This is a genomic window from Rhodococcus sp. WB9 (genome assembly GCF_007558985.1).
Classification (GTDB): Bacteria; Actinomycetota; Actinomycetes; order Mycobacteriales; family Mycobacteriaceae; genus Rhodococcus_F; species Rhodococcus_F opacus.
Window position 1 is genome coordinate 1,631,424 of record NZ_CP041769.1, and the last position, 16,488, is coordinate 1,647,911.

16 protein-coding genes and 1 pseudogene are annotated in these 16,488 nt (G+C 67.7%); 8 read left to right on the forward strand and 9 right to left on the reverse strand.

Annotation, left to right across the window (positions count from 1 at the left end; genetic code table 11):
- The first annotated feature begins 211 nt into the window (after positions 1-211).
- From FND50_RS07820 to FND50_RS07835, 4 genes are read left to right on the forward strand one after another with little or no spacing between them, the layout of a single operon-like run.
- Positions 212-1,039, forward strand: coding sequence for a xanthine dehydrogenase family protein subunit M (locus FND50_RS07820; protein ID WP_144285350.1), 828 nt, complete (start codon positions 212-214; stop codon positions 1,037-1,039).
- Positions 1,036-3,753, forward strand: coding sequence for a molybdopterin-dependent oxidoreductase (locus FND50_RS07825; protein ID WP_144285351.1), 2,718 nt, complete (start codon positions 1,036-1,038; stop codon positions 3,751-3,753). Before FND50_RS07820 ends, FND50_RS07825 begins: the two co-directional genes overlap by 4 nt.
- A 17-nt stretch (positions 3,754-3,770) precedes the next feature.
- Complete coding sequence (locus FND50_RS07830; protein ID WP_144285352.1) at positions 3,771-4,754, forward strand: antibiotic biosynthesis monooxygenase; 984 nt, start codon at positions 3,771-3,773, stop codon at positions 4,752-4,754.
- 21 nt (positions 4,755-4,775) lie between these two features.
- Positions 4,776-5,243: an SRPBCC family protein gene (locus tag FND50_RS07835; protein ID WP_144285353.1), complete on the forward strand. Its 468-nt coding sequence runs from the start codon at positions 4,776-4,778 to the stop codon at positions 5,241-5,243.
- 120 nt (positions 5,244-5,363) lie between these two features.
- On the opposite strand, the pseudogene FND50_RS07840 reads toward FND50_RS07835, so the two are convergent.
- The 5 genes and pseudogenes from FND50_RS07840 to FND50_RS07860 all read right to left on the reverse strand — a co-directional run.
- A pseudogene (locus tag FND50_RS07840) lies at positions 5,364-6,505 on the reverse strand (multicopper oxidase domain-containing protein); the annotation flags it as partial.
- A 78-nt stretch (positions 6,506-6,583) separates the two neighbouring features.
- Positions 6,584-7,777 (reverse strand): ABC transporter permease, encoded by a 1,194-nt coding sequence (locus FND50_RS07845; protein ID WP_144285354.1) that lies wholly within the window; start codon positions 7,775-7,777, stop codon positions 6,584-6,586.
- The gene (locus FND50_RS07850) at positions 7,774-8,670 is read right to left on the reverse strand and encodes an ABC transporter ATP-binding protein (RefSeq protein WP_144285355.1); all 897 of its coding nucleotides are present in this window, start codon (positions 8,668-8,670) and stop codon (positions 7,774-7,776) included. Before FND50_RS07850 ends, FND50_RS07845 begins: the two co-directional genes overlap by 4 nt.
- Positions 8,671-8,699: 29 nt before the next feature.
- Complete coding sequence (locus FND50_RS07855) at positions 8,700-9,239, reverse strand: hypothetical protein (protein ID WP_144285356.1); 540 nt, start codon at positions 9,237-9,239, stop codon at positions 8,700-8,702.
- The gene (locus FND50_RS07860) at positions 9,232-9,537 is read right to left on the reverse strand and encodes a helix-turn-helix transcriptional regulator (RefSeq protein WP_037205025.1); all 306 of its coding nucleotides are present in this window, start codon (positions 9,535-9,537) and stop codon (positions 9,232-9,234) included. The genes FND50_RS07855 and FND50_RS07860 overlap by 8 nt, the downstream gene beginning before the upstream one ends.
- A 144-nt stretch (positions 9,538-9,681) precedes the next feature.
- Between FND50_RS07860 and fdxA the strand changes: the two genes are divergently transcribed.
- On the forward strand, positions 9,682-10,008 hold the full coding sequence (gene fdxA, locus FND50_RS07865) for a ferredoxin (RefSeq protein WP_005244047.1): 327 nt from the start codon (positions 9,682-9,684) through the stop codon (positions 10,006-10,008).
- On the opposite strand, the gene FND50_RS07870 is transcribed toward fdxA, so the two are convergent.
- Positions 10,009-11,649 carry an ABC-F family ATP-binding cassette domain-containing protein gene (locus FND50_RS07870; RefSeq protein ID WP_144285357.1) on the reverse strand — a complete coding sequence of 547 codons (1,641 nt, stop codon included), beginning with the start codon at positions 11,647-11,649 and terminating at the stop codon, positions 10,009-10,011.
- Positions 11,650-11,664: 15 nt separating this feature from the next.
- Positions 11,665-12,258 (reverse strand): bifunctional 2-polyprenyl-6-hydroxyphenol methylase/3-demethylubiquinol 3-O-methyltransferase UbiG, encoded by a 594-nt coding sequence (locus FND50_RS07875; RefSeq protein WP_144285358.1) that lies wholly within the window; start codon positions 12,256-12,258, stop codon positions 11,665-11,667.
- 137 nt (positions 12,259-12,395) lie between these two features.
- On the opposite strand from FND50_RS07875, the gene FND50_RS07880 reads away from it, so the two are divergent.
- Positions 12,396-13,244, forward strand: coding sequence for an aldo/keto reductase (locus FND50_RS07880; protein WP_007298193.1), 849 nt, complete (start codon positions 12,396-12,398; stop codon positions 13,242-13,244).
- 68 nt (positions 13,245-13,312) lie between these two features.
- On the opposite strand, the gene FND50_RS07885 is transcribed toward FND50_RS07880, so the two are convergent.
- Positions 13,313-13,753 carry a cupin domain-containing protein gene (locus FND50_RS07885; RefSeq protein WP_007298192.1) on the reverse strand — a complete coding sequence of 147 codons (441 nt, stop codon included), beginning with the start codon at positions 13,751-13,753 and terminating at the stop codon, positions 13,313-13,315.
- A 152-nt stretch (positions 13,754-13,905) separates the two neighbouring features.
- Between FND50_RS07885 and FND50_RS36685 the strand changes: the two genes are divergently transcribed.
- Together FND50_RS36685 and FND50_RS07890 are read left to right on the forward strand one after the other, a co-directional pair.
- On the forward strand, positions 13,906-14,034 hold the full coding sequence (locus FND50_RS36685) for a hypothetical protein (protein WP_009478066.1): 129 nt from the start codon (positions 13,906-13,908) through the stop codon (positions 14,032-14,034).
- A gap of 4 nt (positions 14,035-14,038) precedes the next feature.
- A complete protein-coding gene (locus FND50_RS07890; protein WP_144285359.1) occupies positions 14,039-14,410 on the forward strand; it encodes a tail fiber domain-containing protein in 372 nt (123 codons plus the stop codon).
- Here FND50_RS07890 and FND50_RS07895 read toward each other — a convergent pair.
- Positions 14,370-16,475 (reverse strand): MMPL family transporter, encoded by a 2,106-nt coding sequence (locus FND50_RS07895; protein WP_144285360.1) that lies wholly within the window; start codon positions 16,473-16,475, stop codon positions 14,370-14,372. The genes FND50_RS07890 and FND50_RS07895 overlap by 41 nt on opposite strands.
- Positions 16,476-16,488: the final 13 nt, after the last annotated feature.

A 16,488-nucleotide genomic window follows, 5' to 3' on the forward strand; every position in this document is an offset into this window, starting at 1 on the left:
TGAGAGTAGCGGTCGGTCCGGGGCGGCGAATGTCTGCTACGGCGGGTGACGGGCGCCCACACGGTCGCCCGCGCGGCCGGAACACGGCAAACAGCGCCCGGGTGGAACCCGGCAATTGACACCGAGACCGCCGTCGCGGTGTCTAAAGTCAGATGGGTTGACGCAGGCCGGGTACGAGAACGACGACACATTTCCCGAGTGGAGCAGTCATATGGACCTCACCACCATCACCGATGTCGTTCGGCGTCCACCCGACCGGCCGGGTGCGGCGTGGCGGGAAGGCGACGCGTGGCTGGCCGGCGGAACGTGGCTGTTCTCCGAGCAGCAGCCCGACCTGCGCCGTCTCGTCGATCTCACGACGCTCGGCTGGGATACCCTCGTGCCGAGCGACGCGGGCCTCGAGATCGGAGCGACGTGCACGATCCGAGAGCTGTATGCGCTTGCGCCACCGGATGACTGGAGAGCCGCCTCGCTGTTCGGGACGAGTTGCGAGGCCTTTCTGGCATCGTTCAAGGTCTGGAATTCGGCGACGGTGGGCGGCAATATCTGCATGTCGCTTCCCGCGGGTCCGATGATCACGATGGCGGTCGCGCTCGAGGCGACGTACACGCTGTGGTCCACCGATGGGTCCGAGCGCGCCGTCGACGCCGCCGACTTCGTGACGGGCAACCGCGAGAACGTGCTCACACCGGGTGAGATCCTGCGCCGCATCGACATCCCGGTCCGTGCCCTCCGCAAGCGTCACACGCATCGCCGCTTCACCCTCACACGCCTCGGCCGTTCGACGGTGTTCATGATCGGCACCCAGGCGCCCGGCGGCGACGACCTGTTGCTCACGATCACGGCGGGCACCACCCGTCCGATCCGTCTGGCCTTCGACGCCGTACCTGACGCCGACTCGCTCCGGCAGAGCATCGACGCGATACCCGACGACGTCTGGTTCGACGATCCCAACGGCACCCCTGACCACCGTCGCCACCTGACGAAGCACTTCGCCGAGGAGATCCGGACCGAGTTCACCGCAGGAGACCGGCAATGACGTACACCGTGAACGGCAGGACGTTCGACGAGGAACCGAATCCCGGGCAGTGTCTGCGCACGTTCGTGCGGTCGCTCGGTCATCACGGCGTCAAGAAGGGTTGCGACGCAGGCGATTGCGGAGCCTGCACGGTGTGGCTCGACGGCGATCCCGTGCACAGTTGCATCACACCGGCGTTCCGTGCGGAGGGGCGGGAGGTGACCACGATCGAGGGCCTCGGTTCGCCGGACGACCTGCATCCGCTGCAGCGGCAGTTCCGTGACGCCCCCGGGTTCCAGTGCGGATTCTGCACCGCGGGCATGATCATGACGTCGGCGACGTTCACAGACGCCCAGAAGGATGACCTGCCACGCGCGCTGAAAGGTAATCTCTGCCGCTGCACCGGCTATCGAGCGATCGAGGACGCCGTCAACGGTGTCGCCGCGGTGGAGGTCGCCGAGCCGGGTCGCGCGGTCGGCACCAGCGTCGGGGCACCCGCGGCCACCGATGTGGTCACCGGCCGCGCCGAGTTCACCATGGACACCGAGATCGAGGGCATGCTGCACCTCGTGGTGCTGCATTCCCCGCACGCCCACGCCCGCATCGTCTCGATCGACACGACGGCGGCGCTCGCCGTCCCCGGTGTGCACCGCGTGTACACATGGAAGGACGTGCCCCGGAAGCTGTTCACGACCGCGATCCACACCGATCATCTCGTCGACCCCGACGACACGTACATCCTCGACGACACGGTCCGCTTCGCCGGTCAGCGGGTGGTCGCGGTGCTGGCCGACACGGTCGGCGCCGCAGAGGAGGGTTGTCGCAGGGTGGTCGTCGAATACGACGTGCTGCCCGCGGTGTTCGACCCGGAGGAGGCGATGGCCGACGGTGCACCGCAGTTGCACGGATCGGACGACCCGTTCGTGCGGGATCCTGTGCACAACATCCTGCTCGAGCTTCACGGGGAGGTGGGCGACGTCGAGGCGGGGTTCGCCGAGGCCGACGTGATCCACGAGGGCACCTACTTCACCCCGCGCGTGCAGCACGCGCATCTCGAGACGCACGGGTCGATCGCCTGGATGGAGGACGGCCGGCTACACGTGCGCACGAGTTCGCAGTCGCCGTCGATCGCGAAGGTCAAGCTGGCTCACCTGTTCGACCTGCGCCCCGACCAGTTGCGCGTGTTCTGTATGCGCGTCGGGGGCGGTTTCGGCGGCAAACAGGAGGTGATCTCGGAGGATCTGGTCGCGCTCGCCACCCTCGACACGGGCCGGCCCGTCTGCTTCGAGTTCACCCGGGAGGAAGAGTTCACGACGGCGTCGCCGCGGCACCCGATGAAGCTGACGATCAAGCTCGGCGCCCGGGCCGACGGCACACTCACGGCGTTCCAGGTGCGCAACGTGTCGAACACGGGCGCGTACGGCAACCACGGCGGCGAGACGTTGTTCGCCGCCGGTGCCGCCATCTCGGCGTACCGGTGTCCCAACAAGAAATTCGATGGGTACTCCGTCTACACGAACAGCGTGCCCAGCGGAGCGCTGCGCGGGTACGGCATGACCCAGCCCGCCTTTGCGGTGGAGTCCGCCATGCACGAGCTGGCGGTCGCGCTCGACATCGACCCGCTCGAGTTGCGGCGCCGCAACATCGTCCGCCCCGGTGACTCGCTCGTCGCGATCGACGACGGTCCCGACGACGTCGTGTTCGCGGAGGACGGGCTCGGGCAGTGCATCGACCTCGTTGACGCCGCACTGAGGCGGACCGCGAACGGGCAGGTGCTGGGCCACGACTGGCTCGTCGGCGAGGGCACCGCGAGCTCGCTGCACGAGACGGCGCCCCCGACCGAACACATCTCCGAGGCGTGGGCGACGCTCGGCGACGACGGCGTGTACGAACTCGCCGTCGGCACCGTCGAATTCGGTGAGGGAACGTCGACCGCGCACGTGCAGATCGCGGCCACCCACCTCGGCACCACCCCGTCGCGGGTGCGTCTCGTGCAATCCGACACCGACCGGACGGGATTCGACACGGGGGCGTTCGCCAGCGCCGGCCTCTTCGTCGCGGGCAACGCCGTGTCGCGGGCGTCGGAGGCCCTGCGCGACCGCATCCTGGCGTTCGCCGCCGCGCACACCGGGGTCGACGTCGCGTCCTGCTCGATGGACGACGACGGGGTGCTCTGCGACGGCACGCGCGTGCCGCTGACCGAACTCCTCGACGCCGCCCGTCGGCGCGGCATCCGGTTCACCGAGGCGCGCAAGGCGTACGGGTCGCCGCGCAGCGTCGTCTCCAACACCCACGGTTTCCGCATCGCCGTCCACCGCGTGACGGGCGAGATCCGCATCCTCTACAGCGTCCACGCCACGGACGCCGGGGTAATCATCAACCCGGTGCAGGTCCGCGGCCAGATCGAGGGCGGCGTCGCCCAGGGCATCGGATTCGCGCTGACCGAGAACTTTCACGTCGACGACAACGGTGTGATGATCAACCCCAACCTGCGCAACTACCGCATCCCCACCTACGCCGACATTCCCCGTACCGAAGTGCTGCTGGTCGATTCGACGGATTCCGTCGGACCGATGCGTGCGAAGGGAATGGCGGAGTGCTGCATCAACCCGGTGGCACCTGCGCTGGCCAACGCGCTGGAGAACGCGACGGGTGTGCGTTTTCGTGAGTTGCCGTTCACCCCCGAGCGGATCTACCACCGAATCGGCGAGAACCGATCGGTTCCGACGACCTGAGCCGTGAGGAGAGGGCGATGGACACCGAGAAGCCCACCGAGAAGTCCACCGGCAACGCCGCGACGGTCATCATCGGCCAGAAGGTACGTGCCGGATCCGAGGAGGCCTTCGAAGCCTGGCAGCAGGACATGAACACCGCCGCGTCCCACTATCCGGGGTTTCTGGGCGCCGAGATCTCGGCACCCACCGCCGTGCAATCCGACTGGGTCGTGGTCTACCGCTTCGATTCCGTGGCCCACGTGCAGGCCTGGATCAACAGCGCCACCCGGCAGCACCGGCTGGACGAGGGGCAGCAGTACTTCGACGGCCCCGCCACCCAGCAGGTCATCAGCGGGGGTACACGCGAGTCGGATCCGCTCGTGACGGTCGTCGTGACGCACCGTGTCGGCCCGGAGCACGTCGACGATTTCCTCGCCTGGCAGGATCGACTGCGATTGGAAGAGAGCAAGTTCGACGGCTTCCGCGGGAGCGAACTCTTCCGGCCCATCGAGGGAGTTCAGGACGAGTGGACCGCGCTGTACCGCTACGACAACGCCGCCGACCTCGACAGGTGGCTCACCTCGGCGAAGCGTCAGGAGCTTCTCGCGGAGGGGGAGAAGTTCCACGACTTCGAATTGCGCACCATCGACAACTCCTTCGGGAGTTGGTTCGCGTTCGACGAGAACGGCAACGAGGCGCCGCCGCCGTCCGAAACCAAGACGTCGATCGCGGTGTGGGTCGGTCTGTATCCCACCGTCGTGATTCTCACCCTCGCGCTGTCGCCGCTGAAGATGCCGCTGTGGCTCGGACTGCTCGTTGGAAACCTGCTGTCCAGCTTCATCATGAGCTTCGTGACGATGCCGTACTACGTGAACCGGGTGCTGGGGCGCTGGCTGCGGCCGCCCCCCGACGTTCCGGAAGCGACAACGAACCGTCGAGGGATTGCGATCGTCGTGGGGGTTATGGTGTTCTGGGTCATCGTCTTCTACCTGCTGACCCGCCAGTTCTGGACCCTGCCCTGAGAAGAAAGAAATGGGTGCCGCATGTCCGCCTCGGAAATCCGCGTGAGCCGAACGATCGATGCGCCCGTCGGCGCGGTCTGGGCGGTCGTCACCGATCTGGACAACGCGGAATCGGTGCTGAGCGGTGTGGAGAAGCTCGAGAGGCTGGACTCGACGAAATACGAAGTCGGCACGCGGTGGCGCGAGACCCGGGTGCTGTTCGGCAAGTCGTCGACCGAGGAAATGTGGGTCACGGAGATCGACCCGGAGAAGCGCACCGTCGTGAAGGCGTCGTCCCACGGCGCGGACTACACGACGGTGTTCACCCTGGAGCCTGCCGGTGACGGCACCACCCTGACCTTCCACTTCTCAGCGGAAGCAACTGGGCTCGGCGCAGTATCGAAGTTCATGATGAAGGTGTTCGGCTCCTTCGCCCTGAAGGCCACCACCAAGGCGATCCGGCGCGATCTCGACGACATCGCCGACGCCGCCGAGAAGCGGGCCGGCTGACCCCCTGCACCTACCGCCCGCCGAGAGGCACGGACCCTTGCGCCGCGGGGAGCGCGGGGAGGGCGCCCAACGGCAGCGGCACCAGCGTGGTGGATTGGGGTTCGGCGCGGCTGAGCCCGAACTTGAGATCTCCGTCTGGCCCGGCTTCAGTTTCAGCTCCGGCTGGAACTGCCCGTTGACCGTGTACTGCACGTCGCGTTCGTTGTCCGGCAGCGACGGGTCGGCGGGAATGTTCGTCGAATCATTGCTGACACTCTGGAGATTGCCCGGCACGAACTGGTTCTGCCCGCGATGGTTCGCCGGCGACAGCGGCCCGGAGTACCAGTTGGTGGCGTACTGGGAGCCCTCCGTGGTTTCCGAGAAGTTCACGGGCGCCAGGCTCGGCTCGTTACGTTCCGTCGGCGAGCTGCGTCCCCTCCGGCGGCGTCAGGGTGCTCACGAACTGTGGCCAGTTCGGGTCGTTCAGCTGGTGGCCGTTGCCTTTACGGTCGAAGACGAAGTTGTACTGCAGCGCCATGTCGCGGATGGGTACGTCGTTCTGCGTCACCAGGGGAAGGTTGCCGTCGGGCCTGCCGATCTCCAGCAGTCCCGCGAGCCCCGTGTACGTCTGCTGCGCGGTCGTCGTGTGACGGTGGCTGTGGTACCAGTACAGGCCGTTCGGCATGTCCTTCGGTACCGCGTAGTCGTAGACGTTGCCCATCCCGGCGGGAATGTCGAGCAGCACGTTGTCGGCGTTGCCGTCCGGGCTCACGTGCACACCGTGGGTGTGCAGGTTCAGCGGCGCCGATTCGAGGGCCGGGGGATAGATCGGGACCTCCCCGCTCGCCCGCGGGCGTGAACGCGGGGTCGTAGAAGTCCTCGATCGTCAGGTTCCGGAGATCGTTGTCGTAGTGGATGATCAGGCGCTCACCCGGATCGACGCGCAACGTCGGTGCCGGTAGACGTGGTCGCCCGTGGTCGAGCCGTCCGAACTCGTGCCCTGCAGAACCTCGTAACCGAAGACCAGGAAGCCCGACACCGGTTCCGAGACGGTGTCGAGGTCGACCGTGCCTTGATGGGCCGACAGTCGAACCTCGAGCACCCCGTTCTCGCTCGACAGCGTGAGCGGCTCCTGGTAGGCGACCGGGGTGCCCTCGGGGCCCGGCATTGCCACCGCCCGCAGTGGTCGACTCGTCGGACGTGCATGCCGTCAGCATCAACGTCATCGACGCGACCACTGCGATGGCGAGGGCGACGATCGGCTTCCCTCGACGGACGACCATGGGTGTTCCCCGTTCCACGACGGCAGCTGAGCAGCATCGAAGACTACACAGGGAACTTGGCCGTGCGCTGGGAATTCGCTACCTGCCGAGCGCCTCCTTCCACGACACGACCTTGCCGATCCGCAGGATCGAGCGCTGGTAGATCTTCGCGGCCAGCATGCTGAGTGCGGCGGTCACCGCGAGCATCAGAGCGACCGTGACGACCACCTGGACCGGGGACGCCACGCCGGCGGCGATGCGCAGCGGCATCAGGATCGCCGAGAACGGCGGAATCCAGCTGAGGACGTTGCTGAGGGTGCCGTCCGGGTTGCTCACCGAGGAGAAGGCGCTGAAGAACATGATGACGATCAGCACCATCAGCGGTGACGCGGTGGCGTTGACGTCCTCCTGCCGCGACACCATCGACCCGGCCGCGGCGTAGAGGACCGCGAAGAACGCGAATCCGAGCACGAACCAGCCGAGCGTTCCGGCCAGCACCCCGATCGCCGTCCCCGTCACGGTGAGCACGCCCGTCGCGAGTCCGGCGGCGACACCCACCACACCGTAGGCGGTCAACTGGACGAGACCGACCGCGCCGATGCCGATCACCTTGCCCCAGAGCAGCTGCAGCGGACGAAGGGTCGACAGGAGCAGTTCCACGACGCGGCTCGACTTCTCCTCGACCACACCCATCGCCACGTACATGCCGAACATCATGATCTGCATGTACAGCAGGACGACCACGGCGATGGAGAGGGCCACGCGCTGGCCCTTCTCCGGGTCGGGCGGATCGAGTGCGTCGACGGTGACGACTGCCCGGCCGGTCGCTTCGGCAAGTTGCGCGGGGTCCACGCCCTGTGCGGCGAGCGCGCCGGCCTGAGCCTGCTGCACCACGGCGGCGTCGATCACGGTGCGAAGCCCGGAGCCGATCTCGGATTCGGTGACGGCCGTCACGGATCCGTCGGTGCCGGGAATCAGGGCGACGTCGAGGTCGCCGTTCCCCACCTCGTCGCGCGCGGCCTGTTCGTCCGTGGCCGGGACGACGTCGACCGGCGTCCCGACCGCGTCACCGGTAGCGACGAGAGCCGGCGCGAGCGACCGGTCGCCGACGAGTCCGATGGTGGCGCGTTCGTCGTCACCGCCCGAGAACAGTGAGTACGCGACGATGCCGCCCACGATGGCCAGCAGGATGATCACGTTGCTGATGACGAAGCTCTTCTTCGCCACCTGTGTCAGGAATTCGCGGCGGGCCACGAGGCCGATCGCGCGGGCGGGGCTCAGTGGGGCGCTCATGCCGTGACCACCTCTCGGAACAGATCGGTCAGGGTGGGCCGGTGCAGCGAGAATTCGTGCACCGGCCCGGTCTTCAGGGCGGTGTGCAGGATGAGCTGGTCGTCCACCCCGGTGTCGAGCGACAGCAGGGTCCGGCCGTCGAGGTGACTGATCGTGGTGACGCCCTCGAGATGGTGCGCCCAGCCGACCGGCGCTTCCGGCGCGTGGACTTCGAGTTGGGCGTTGCCGCGGCCGCGCAGTTCGTCGACGGTGCCGACGGCACGCATCCGGCCGTGGCTGATGATGCCGACGCGGTGGCACAGGAGCTGGACGAGTTCGAGCTGATGGCTCGAGAAGATCACCGGCACTCCGGTGTTCGCCTTCTCCACCAGCACGGCGCTCATGACGTCCACCGCGACGGGGTCGAGCCCGGAGAAGGGTTCGTCGAGAACCAGCACCGCCGGATCGTGGACGAGCGCAGCGGCCAGCTGGACGCGTTGCTGATTGCCGAGCGAGAGTGCGTCGACGGTGTCGCCGACACGGTCCGCGATGCCGAGGCGTTCGGTCCAGCGGGCGACCGCCTCCCGCGCCGCCGAGCGGGAAATGCCGTGCAGCTCGGCGAGGTATTCGAGTTGCTTGCCCACCTTCATCTTCGGGTACAGCCCGCGTTCCTCCGGCATGTACCCGATGGTGCGCCGCACATCCAGGTCCACCGGATTGCCGCCGAGCCGGACCTCGCCGGAATCGGCGGACAGGACGCCCAGAGCGATGCGCATGGTGGTGGTCTTGCCGGCGCCGTTGCTGCCGACGAAACCGAAGATCTCACCGGGGCGGACCTCGAAGGACAGGTCGTCGAGTGCGACGACCTCGCCGTACCGTTTGGAGATGCCGTCGATCGTGAGGGTGTGAGACATGGGTCCTTCCCGTTCTGGAGTGCGGGTTCCTACGAAGCGAGGTCGTCGGCGTCGGCATCGGGTTGCGTCCAGCCGAGGATCATGGCGGGCGTGCACCCCCCGACCATCAGTGCGGTGACGACGAGCAGTCCCGCGGCGTACGGCACGTTGCCGTGATCGCCGTCCAGCGCGCCGACGAAGATCAGGTACAGCGCGGGAACGAGCGTCAGTAGCTGGGTGACCGTGAGTCCGATCGACCGGGCACTGTTGCGTTGCTGGATCTCCCACTCGTCGAGCGCGTCGCGCGGAGCGTCCCCCTGCCGCCCGGACACGATCTGGAGCATCGTCCACAGCGGGAAGAACAACAGGCACGCGGGCAGCCACAGCAGCGGCCCGACGACCATGTCGAAATGGCACACGATGCCGACGGCGGTCATGAACACGAACGTGACCGCGAGGGCGACCACCAGGATTCGTCTGCGGCTGCGTGTCCGCCACGCCGGTAGCCACGTCCGGTAACGGCGTTCGTTCTGGAGGAATCTGCGCGTCCGGAACCCCTGGTACCGCTCGATCAGATTGGTCTCAGGCATGGGAACTCTCCCCGTTTCCTGTCGTGGACGGCGGTCGGTCGGTGCGGTACAGCTCGGTGGACAGGGGTCCGAACTCGGTGCGGGAGAAGATGGCTTCCACCGGCAGTTCGAACACCCACGAGATACGGAACGCCAGGTCGAGGCTGGGGTAGTGGTCGCCCCGTTCGAGCGCGCCGACGGTCTGGGGATTGACGTCGATGAGCCCCGCCAGCTGAGCCCGGCTCATCCCACGCTCGGCGCGAAGAACGCCGATGCGGTTGTAGATGGGGAGGGCGTCCCCACGCCGTACTGGGCTCATACAACAAAGTATTGTGAAAACCCAACAGTTTGTCAATGGTGCACAACGGCGACGGGCGTCGAAATGACAGGTTGACCCAGGGAAATTGCGTGGCAGAGTGGAGGCGATTCGCGCGGGACGGCAGGAAAGGACAGGATTACTGACGTGACCTACACCATCGCTGAGCCCTGTGTCGACGTTCTGGACAAGGCATGCATCGAAGAATGTCCCGTCGACTGCATTTACGAGGGCGGTCGGATGCTCTACATCCACCCCGACGAATGCGTCGACTGCGGCGCCTGTGAGCCGGTCTGCCCCGTCGAGGCGATCTTCTACGAGGACGACGTCCCGGACCAATGGGTGGAGTACACCAAGGCGAACGCCGACTTCTTCGACGACCTCGGTTCCCCCGGCGGCGCGGCGAAGCTGGGCAAGGTCGACTACGACCCGCCGTTCGTGAAGGCGTTGCCGCCCATGGCCGAGGGCGACTGACTACTCCTCGGACAGCCGGCCGCCGTCCATTCGCCACCGGCGGGTGCTGCGCGTCGAATCCAGCATCCGCCGGTCGTGGGTGACCAGCAGCAGCGTGCCGTCGAAGTTCTCCATGGCCTGCTCGAGCTGTTCGATCGCGGGGAGGTCCAGGTGGTTGGTGGGCTCGTCGAGCACCAGCAGGTTGACCCCCCGCGCCTGCAGCAGGGCGAGGGCGGCGCGGGTGCGTTCGCCGGGTGACAGCGACGCCGCCGGCCGCAGTACGTGGTGTCCCTTGAGCCCGAACTTCGCGAGCAGTGTCCGCACGTCGGCGTCCGGCCAGTCCGGGATCTGCGCCGCGAACGCGTCTGCCACCTTCTCGCCGCCCTCGAACAGGCCGCGGGCCTGATCGATCTCGCCGACCGCCACACCCGAACCGAGTGACGCGGTGCCCGCGTCCAGGGCGATCTTGCCCAGCAGTACCTTCAGCAGGGTCGTCTTGCCGGAACCGTTGGCGCCGGTGATGAGGATCCGGTCACCCCAGTCCACCTGAGTGGTGACCGGACCGAACGTGAACTCGCGGCCCCCGTCCCACGCGACGGTGGCGCCGTTCGCCGTCGCCACGACCGATCCGCTGCGGGGGGCGGCGGCGATCTCCATCCGCAGTTCCCACTCCTTGCGCGGTTCCTCGACCACCTCGAGCCGCTCGATCCGGCGTTGCGTCTGCCGGGCCTTCGCGGCCTGCTTCTCGGTGGACTCGGTGCGCAGACCCTTGCCGATCTTGTCGTTGTCCTTCGCCTTGCGACGCGCGTTCCGGACACCGTGCTCCATCCAGTTCCGCTGCATCTGTGCGCGGTCCTCGAGGTCCGAACGGGTCCCGGCGTACTCCTCGTACGCCTCCCGGGCGTGCCTGCGCGCGATCTCCCGTTCGGCGAGATACGAGTCGTAGCTGCCGTCGTAGACCGCGATCTGCTGCTGTACGAGGTCGAGTTCCACGATGCCGGTCACGGTGCGCGCCAAAAATTCTCGATCGTGGCTCACCACCACCACGGCCGCCCGGCTCTCGGCGACGAAACGTTCGAGCTGCTCGAGCCCCACGAGGTCGAGGTCGTTGGTCGGCTCGTCGAGCAGCAGTACGTCGAACCGGGACAGCAGAAGCGACGCCAATCCGGCGCGCGCGGCCTGTCCGCCGGAAAGCGACGTCATGTGCGCGTCGAGCGACACTCCCAGCCCGAGTTCGCTCACGACCTTCTCCGCGCGCTCGGCGAGGTCGGCGCCGCCCAGCGCCAGCCACCGTTCGAGGGCGGGGGAGTAGAGATCCTCCTCCGACTCGCCGAGCGTTTCGGCGGCCGCGTTCATGGTGTGCTCGGCCTCGGTGACGCCGGTCCTGCGGCCGAGGAAGTCGAGCACCGTCTCGCCGACGATGCGGTCGGGTTCCTGGGCGAGGTAGCCGACGGCGGCGTCGGGTGGGCTCAGCACGATACTGCCCTCGACGTCCGCCGAGCCGACCCCGGCCAGGGCCGTCAGCAGCGTCGACTTGCCGGCACCGTTCGCCCCCACGAGGCCGGTCACGTCGCCCGGGGCGACGGTCAGGTCGAGGCCGGAGAAGAGGCTGCGCTCACCGCGCGAAGCCGACAGTCCGCTGATGCGCAGTGTTGCAGTCACCCGGCGATTATCCACTCAGCGCTTGACGAGGCGGAACCAGCGGGGGTCGGCCTTCTTGAGCGGCCCCGGCATACCGGTCGTGTCCGCGTCGACGTCCGACACGAGTTTCCACTTCTCGAACGTCCGCTCCACGTCGGAGCGGGAGACCCCACGCGGCAGCGGGCCGCGATGCCCCGGCCCGAACGCGAACATCAGCAGGGTGGCGTGCGGTTCGCTCACGGTCGTGACGTTCTCGGCGTACGCGACCCGGGCGTGGTCGCTGAGCCCGTGGTAGCACCCCACATCCAGGATCAGGTGATACCCCCGGCCGACGGCGTGCTCGAGGTCGGTGGCGTCCGCGTGCATGAAACGCACGTCGACGCCCGCCTTCCGCGCCTTCGACCGCGCTTTGTCGAGGGCCAGCTGGACGGTGTCGATCCCCGTCACCTGCCACCCCCGCCGGGCCATCTCGATGGCATGGTCACCGGTGCCGCATCCGATGTCGAGGACCTCTCCCGGTGGTGCGTCGAAGGGATCGAGCAACGTCTCGATCTGGCTTCCGAAGACCCGGCCCGCTTTCACCCAGGGCGTGATCTTGAACCGATAGGCCAATGTGTATCCGAGGCCCATGTCCGCCCCTTCCACCGGGCGCGTCACCACCTGACGCCGATGCCGTCGGATTACCCGGTCGTACCGAAACGACACGCGAAAGTCCACATTCTGAGACGGCGGGAACATCTGGTCCGGGTGCCCGGTTGGACAGTCCCATGGGTTTCAACAATGCACAGAGTCCTGTACCTACGGTCACGCTCAACGACGGGAACAGCATTCCTGCCCTCGGCTTCGGCGTGTGGCAGGTGCCGGACGACGAGAGCCACGCCGCGGTCACCGAAGCGCTGAAGGCCGGGTACCGCAGCATCGACACCGCCAAGATCTACGAGAACGAAACCGGAGTGGGCCGCGCGCTCGCGGACTCCGGAATTGCCCGTGACGAACTGTTCGTCACCACCAAGCTGTGGAACGACGACCAGGGGTACGACTCCACGCTCCGCGCGTTCGACGACAGCCTGAACCGCCTCGGGCTCGACTACGTCGACCTCTACCTCATCCACTGGCCGGTCCCGTCCGCGGACCGCTACGTGGACACGTTCAAGGCCTTCCAGAAGATCAAGGCCGACGGGCGTGCGCGGTCGATCGGTGTCTCCAACTTCACCCCGGAGACCCTCGACCGTCTGATCGCCGAGACGGGCGAGGTGCCCGCGATCAACCAGGTCGAGCTGCACCCGCGGTTCAACCAGGCCGACCTGCGCGCCTTCCACACCGGCAAGGGCATCGCGACCGAGGCATGGAGCCCGCTCGGGCAGGGCACCGTCCTCGAGGACGAGTCCATCGCGAAGATCGCTGCAGCGCACGGTAAGACGACCGCGCAGGTGATCATCCGCTGGCACCTGCAGATCGGCAACGTGGTCATCCCCAAGTCGGTGACGCCGGAGCGCATCGCCGCCAACTTCGACGTCTTCGACTTCGAGCTGACCCCCGACGAGATCAACACCGTCGGTTCGCTGACCCGGGCCGACGGGCGCATCGGCCCCGACCCGGCAACGCTGGGCGCGTAGGCGGCTCCGCCGCCCGTGCGCCTTTCTGGTTGCTGCAGCTACCAGAAAGGCGCACGGGCCCGGAGGGCCTAGAGCCGGAAGTCCGCGAAGTCGAAGCCCGGGGTGACGACGCAACTGACGAGAGTCGGTTCGTCGCCCTCGGGCTTCGCTCGCTGCCAATGTCGCGGCGGGACCAGCAGCTGTGGTTGCTGGCCCGCCGCGACGTCTGCGCCGAGGATCTGCGCGTCCGGAGCCGCGGGTTCGCTCCCGTCCCCGCCGAGTTCGAGCCGCAGGGGGCTGCCCCGGTGGTACAGCCAGATCTCGGCGCTGCGCACGCTGTGCCATTCCGACTGCTGTCCGGGCATGAGGAGGAACAGGATTGCGGTACCGGCTGCCCTGGGCCCGGGGTAGTCGCCGGGCAGGCTTTCCTCCGGGATCGTGACGTCGCTGCGCCACGTCTCGCGGTACCAGCCCCCTTCGGGGTGCGGGGCGAGGTCGAGCGTTCGGGCCCATTCCGGTAATTCCGTCATGGCCGCCATTCTGCCGCCCGGCACCGCGCCCTGGGGTGTGCTCTCACCACCCCTGGGGTGTCTTATCTCGGTGGGCCGGAGCCGCGAGAGTCGTAGGTGTTCAGAAAGCGGGGGCACGAAATCCCGCACACCAGCGACGAACAGGAGACACCATGCTCGGAATCATGCTCGGACTCGGCGGAGCCGCAATCGGACTCGGAATCGGCGTCATGGCCCTCGGGGTCGGACTCCTTCTCAGTGACGCGACGATCAAGCACGATGTCGGCGAACTCCCCGACTGACTCCATGTGGGTCGACACCCGTCGGGGGCGGGTCCGGGCGCGAACAGCGGCCCGTACCCGCCACCCGCTGGCGTGGTTTCACTCGATCCTGACCCGCAAACGCGGTGTTGCCGTCCAGACGCCGCCCGCCAGTGCCGGTGAGGTGCTCGAACGTCTCGTCGACATGCCGCTCAGCGTCTGGACCTACGGTTTCGATCACGAATCGGTGCGGCACCTGGGCCCGATGGCACAGGATTTCGCCACCGCATTCGGTCTCGGTTCCAACGACCGCCGCATCGCGATGGTCGACGCGAACGGGGTGTGCATGGCGAGCGTCCAGGCCCTGTACCGGCGGGTCATCGCGCTCGAAGCGGAAGTGGAACGCCTGCGGAGGTAGCGTCCGAGCCCGGTTTTGCGTCCCGGCGTCCGCCCGGCCGCCACCAGTTGGCGTTGCCCAGCAGGTACATCGTGGCAGGCACCAGCACCATCCGCACGATCGTCGCGTCGATGAGGACCGCGGTCGCGAGGCCGACGCCCATCATCTTCACGGTCACGTCCCCGTCGAGCGCGAACCCGGCGAACACCGCCACCATGATTGCCGCGGCGCTCGTGATCACCCGGCCCGTCGACGCCAGTCCCTCGACGACGCTCCGATGCGAGTCGCCCGTGTCGAGCCAGCGCTCACGTATCCGGGAGAGCAGGAACACCTCGTAGTCCATCGACAGTCCGAACAGGATGGTGAACATCAGGATCGGCACCCAACTCGACACGGGAAGCGCATGCGGAAGTCCGAGTAGCTGCGCGCCCCAACCCCATTGGAACACCATCACCATCACGCCGTAGGCGGCGGCCACCGACAGCAGGTTCATCACGGCCGCCTTCACCGCGACCACCGGCGCGCGGAACACGAACGTGAGCAGCACCACCGACAGTGCGACGACGAACGCGATCACCAGCCACAGCCGTTCGGCGAGGCGGGCGGAGATGTCGGCGAACGTCGCGGTGAGTCCGGTGACGTGGACGCCGTCGACCGCGTCGGACCGGATCCGCTCCAGCAGTTCGGTGCTGCGGGGGTCGCTGGGGCCGGTGGTCGGCTGCACCGAGATGAGCGCGGCCGTCGAGTCGGCGTTCATCAGTACGGGCATCACCGAGGCCACCCCGGGTTCGGCTGCCAGTTCACGCGAGAGGGCCGGAAGCTCTGCTGCCGGAACCTTGTTCAGGTCGACCGCCACCATCAGGGGTCCGTTGGCGCCGGGCCCGAACTCGGAGTCGATCAGGTCGTACGCCTGACGGACCGTGTTGGCGGCCGGCGCGCTGCCCGCGTCCTGCGGCCACGTCCGCATGCCCAGAACCGGCGCGGCCAGGAGGATCAGCACCCCGAGCGCCGTCAGGGCCCACAGCCACGGGCGGCGGCTCACCCGGATCGCCCACCGTTCCGTCAGCGGCGACGTCGTGCGACGTTCGGCCCGGGCACGGGACCGCTTGCCCAGCACCCGCGTGCCCGCCAGCCCGCACAGTGCGGGAACCAGCGTGACCGAGGTGAGCATCACGACGCCGACCATCGCGAACGTGGCGTAGCCGAACGACGCGTACATCGGCAGCCCGGACAGTCGCAGCCCGAACAGGGAGACGAGGACGGTGGTGCCGGCGAAGATCACCGACGTCCCGGCCGTGGAATTGGCCGCGGCGACGGCGTCCCGCACCGACATGCCGGCCCGCAGTCCCTCCGTGTACCGGGTGACGAGCAGCAGCGCGTAGTCGATCCCGACGCCGATGCCGACCATCGTGGCGATGGTCGGGGCGATGGTGCTGATGCTGGTGAATCCGGCCATGATCGTGATGAGCCCCGACCCGATGCCGACGCCGACGAGTGCGACGGCCAGGGGCAGTCCGGCTGCCACCACGGAACCGAACGCGAACACCAGGATGATCAGCGCCAGGATTATGCCGACCGCCTCGGCGGTGCCCGACGGCGTGGAGATGTTCTCCGGCACCTGCCCACCCAGTTCCACCTGCAGCCCCTGCGCCTGAGTGTCGGCCACCGCGGCGTCGAGGGCGTCGACTCCCTCGCTGCCGTGGAAGTCGGTGACCGGGATGCGGTAGTTGAGGCTGATCACGGCCGTGTCGGAATCCTGGGACAGGCGGGGCGGCGACACGGAGCTCACACCGTTCACGTCGGCCAGCCTGGTGCCGAGATCGGTGAGGACCGCGGGGTCGAGTGGACCGCTGTCGGAGTGCACGACCACCCGGGCGTCTGCTCCCGACATCTCCGGGAATCGTTCACTCAGCAGATTCGTCCCCTGCTGCGACGGCAGACCGGGCACGTTGTAGTCGTCGTGGTTGGTGCCACCGAACGCGGACGCGGCGGCGAACACCAGGACGAGCAGCGTCAGCCACGTGGCGATCACCCGCCAGGGGTGGGCAGCGGCGGCCGAGCCGAGGCGCGCGAGCAGGGAACTCATGGGGGAGCCTCCA

Coding starts and splice junctions, on each gene's coding strand:
- FND50_RS07820 (WP_144285350.1), top strand. CDS start 212: ATGGACCTCACCACCATCACCGATGTCGTTCGGCGTCCACCCGACCGG.
- FND50_RS07825 (WP_144285351.1), top strand. CDS start 1,036: ATGACGTACACCGTGAACGGCAGGACGTTCGACGAGGAACCGAATCCC.
- FND50_RS07830 (WP_144285352.1), top strand. CDS start 3,771: ATGGACACCGAGAAGCCCACCGAGAAGTCCACCGGCAACGCCGCGACG.
- FND50_RS07835 (WP_144285353.1), top strand. CDS start 4,776: ATGTCCGCCTCGGAAATCCGCGTGAGCCGAACGATCGATGCGCCCGTC.
- FND50_RS07845 (WP_144285354.1), bottom strand. CDS start 7,777: ATGAGCGCCCCACTGAGCCCCGCCCGCGCGATCGGCCTCGTGGCCCGC.
- FND50_RS07850 (WP_144285355.1), bottom strand. CDS start 8,670: ATGTCTCACACCCTCACGATCGACGGCATCTCCAAACGGTACGGCGAG.
- FND50_RS07855 (WP_144285356.1), bottom strand. CDS start 9,239: ATGCCTGAGACCAATCTGATCGAGCGGTACCAGGGGTTCCGGACGCGC.
- FND50_RS07860 (WP_037205025.1), bottom strand. CDS start 9,537: ATGAGCCCAGTACGGCGTGGGGACGCCCTCCCCATCTACAACCGCATC.
- FND50_RS07875 (WP_144285358.1), bottom strand. CDS start 12,258: ATGGGCCTCGGATACACATTGGCCTATCGGTTCAAGATCACGCCCTGG.
- FND50_RS07880 (WP_007298193.1), top strand. CDS start 12,396: ATGGGTTTCAACAATGCACAGAGTCCTGTACCTACGGTCACGCTCAAC.
- FND50_RS07885 (WP_007298192.1), bottom strand. CDS start 13,753: ATGACGGAATTACCGGAATGGGCCCGAACGCTCGACCTCGCCCCGCAC.
- FND50_RS36685 (WP_009478066.1), top strand. CDS start 13,906: ATGCTCGGAATCATGCTCGGACTCGGCGGAGCCGCAATCGGACTCGGA.
- FND50_RS07890 (WP_144285359.1), top strand. CDS start 14,039: ATGTGGGTCGACACCCGTCGGGGGCGGGTCCGGGCGCGAACAGCGGCC.
- FND50_RS07895 (WP_144285360.1), bottom strand. CDS start 16,475: ATGAGTTCCCTGCTCGCGCGCCTCGGCTCGGCCGCCGCTGCCCACCCC.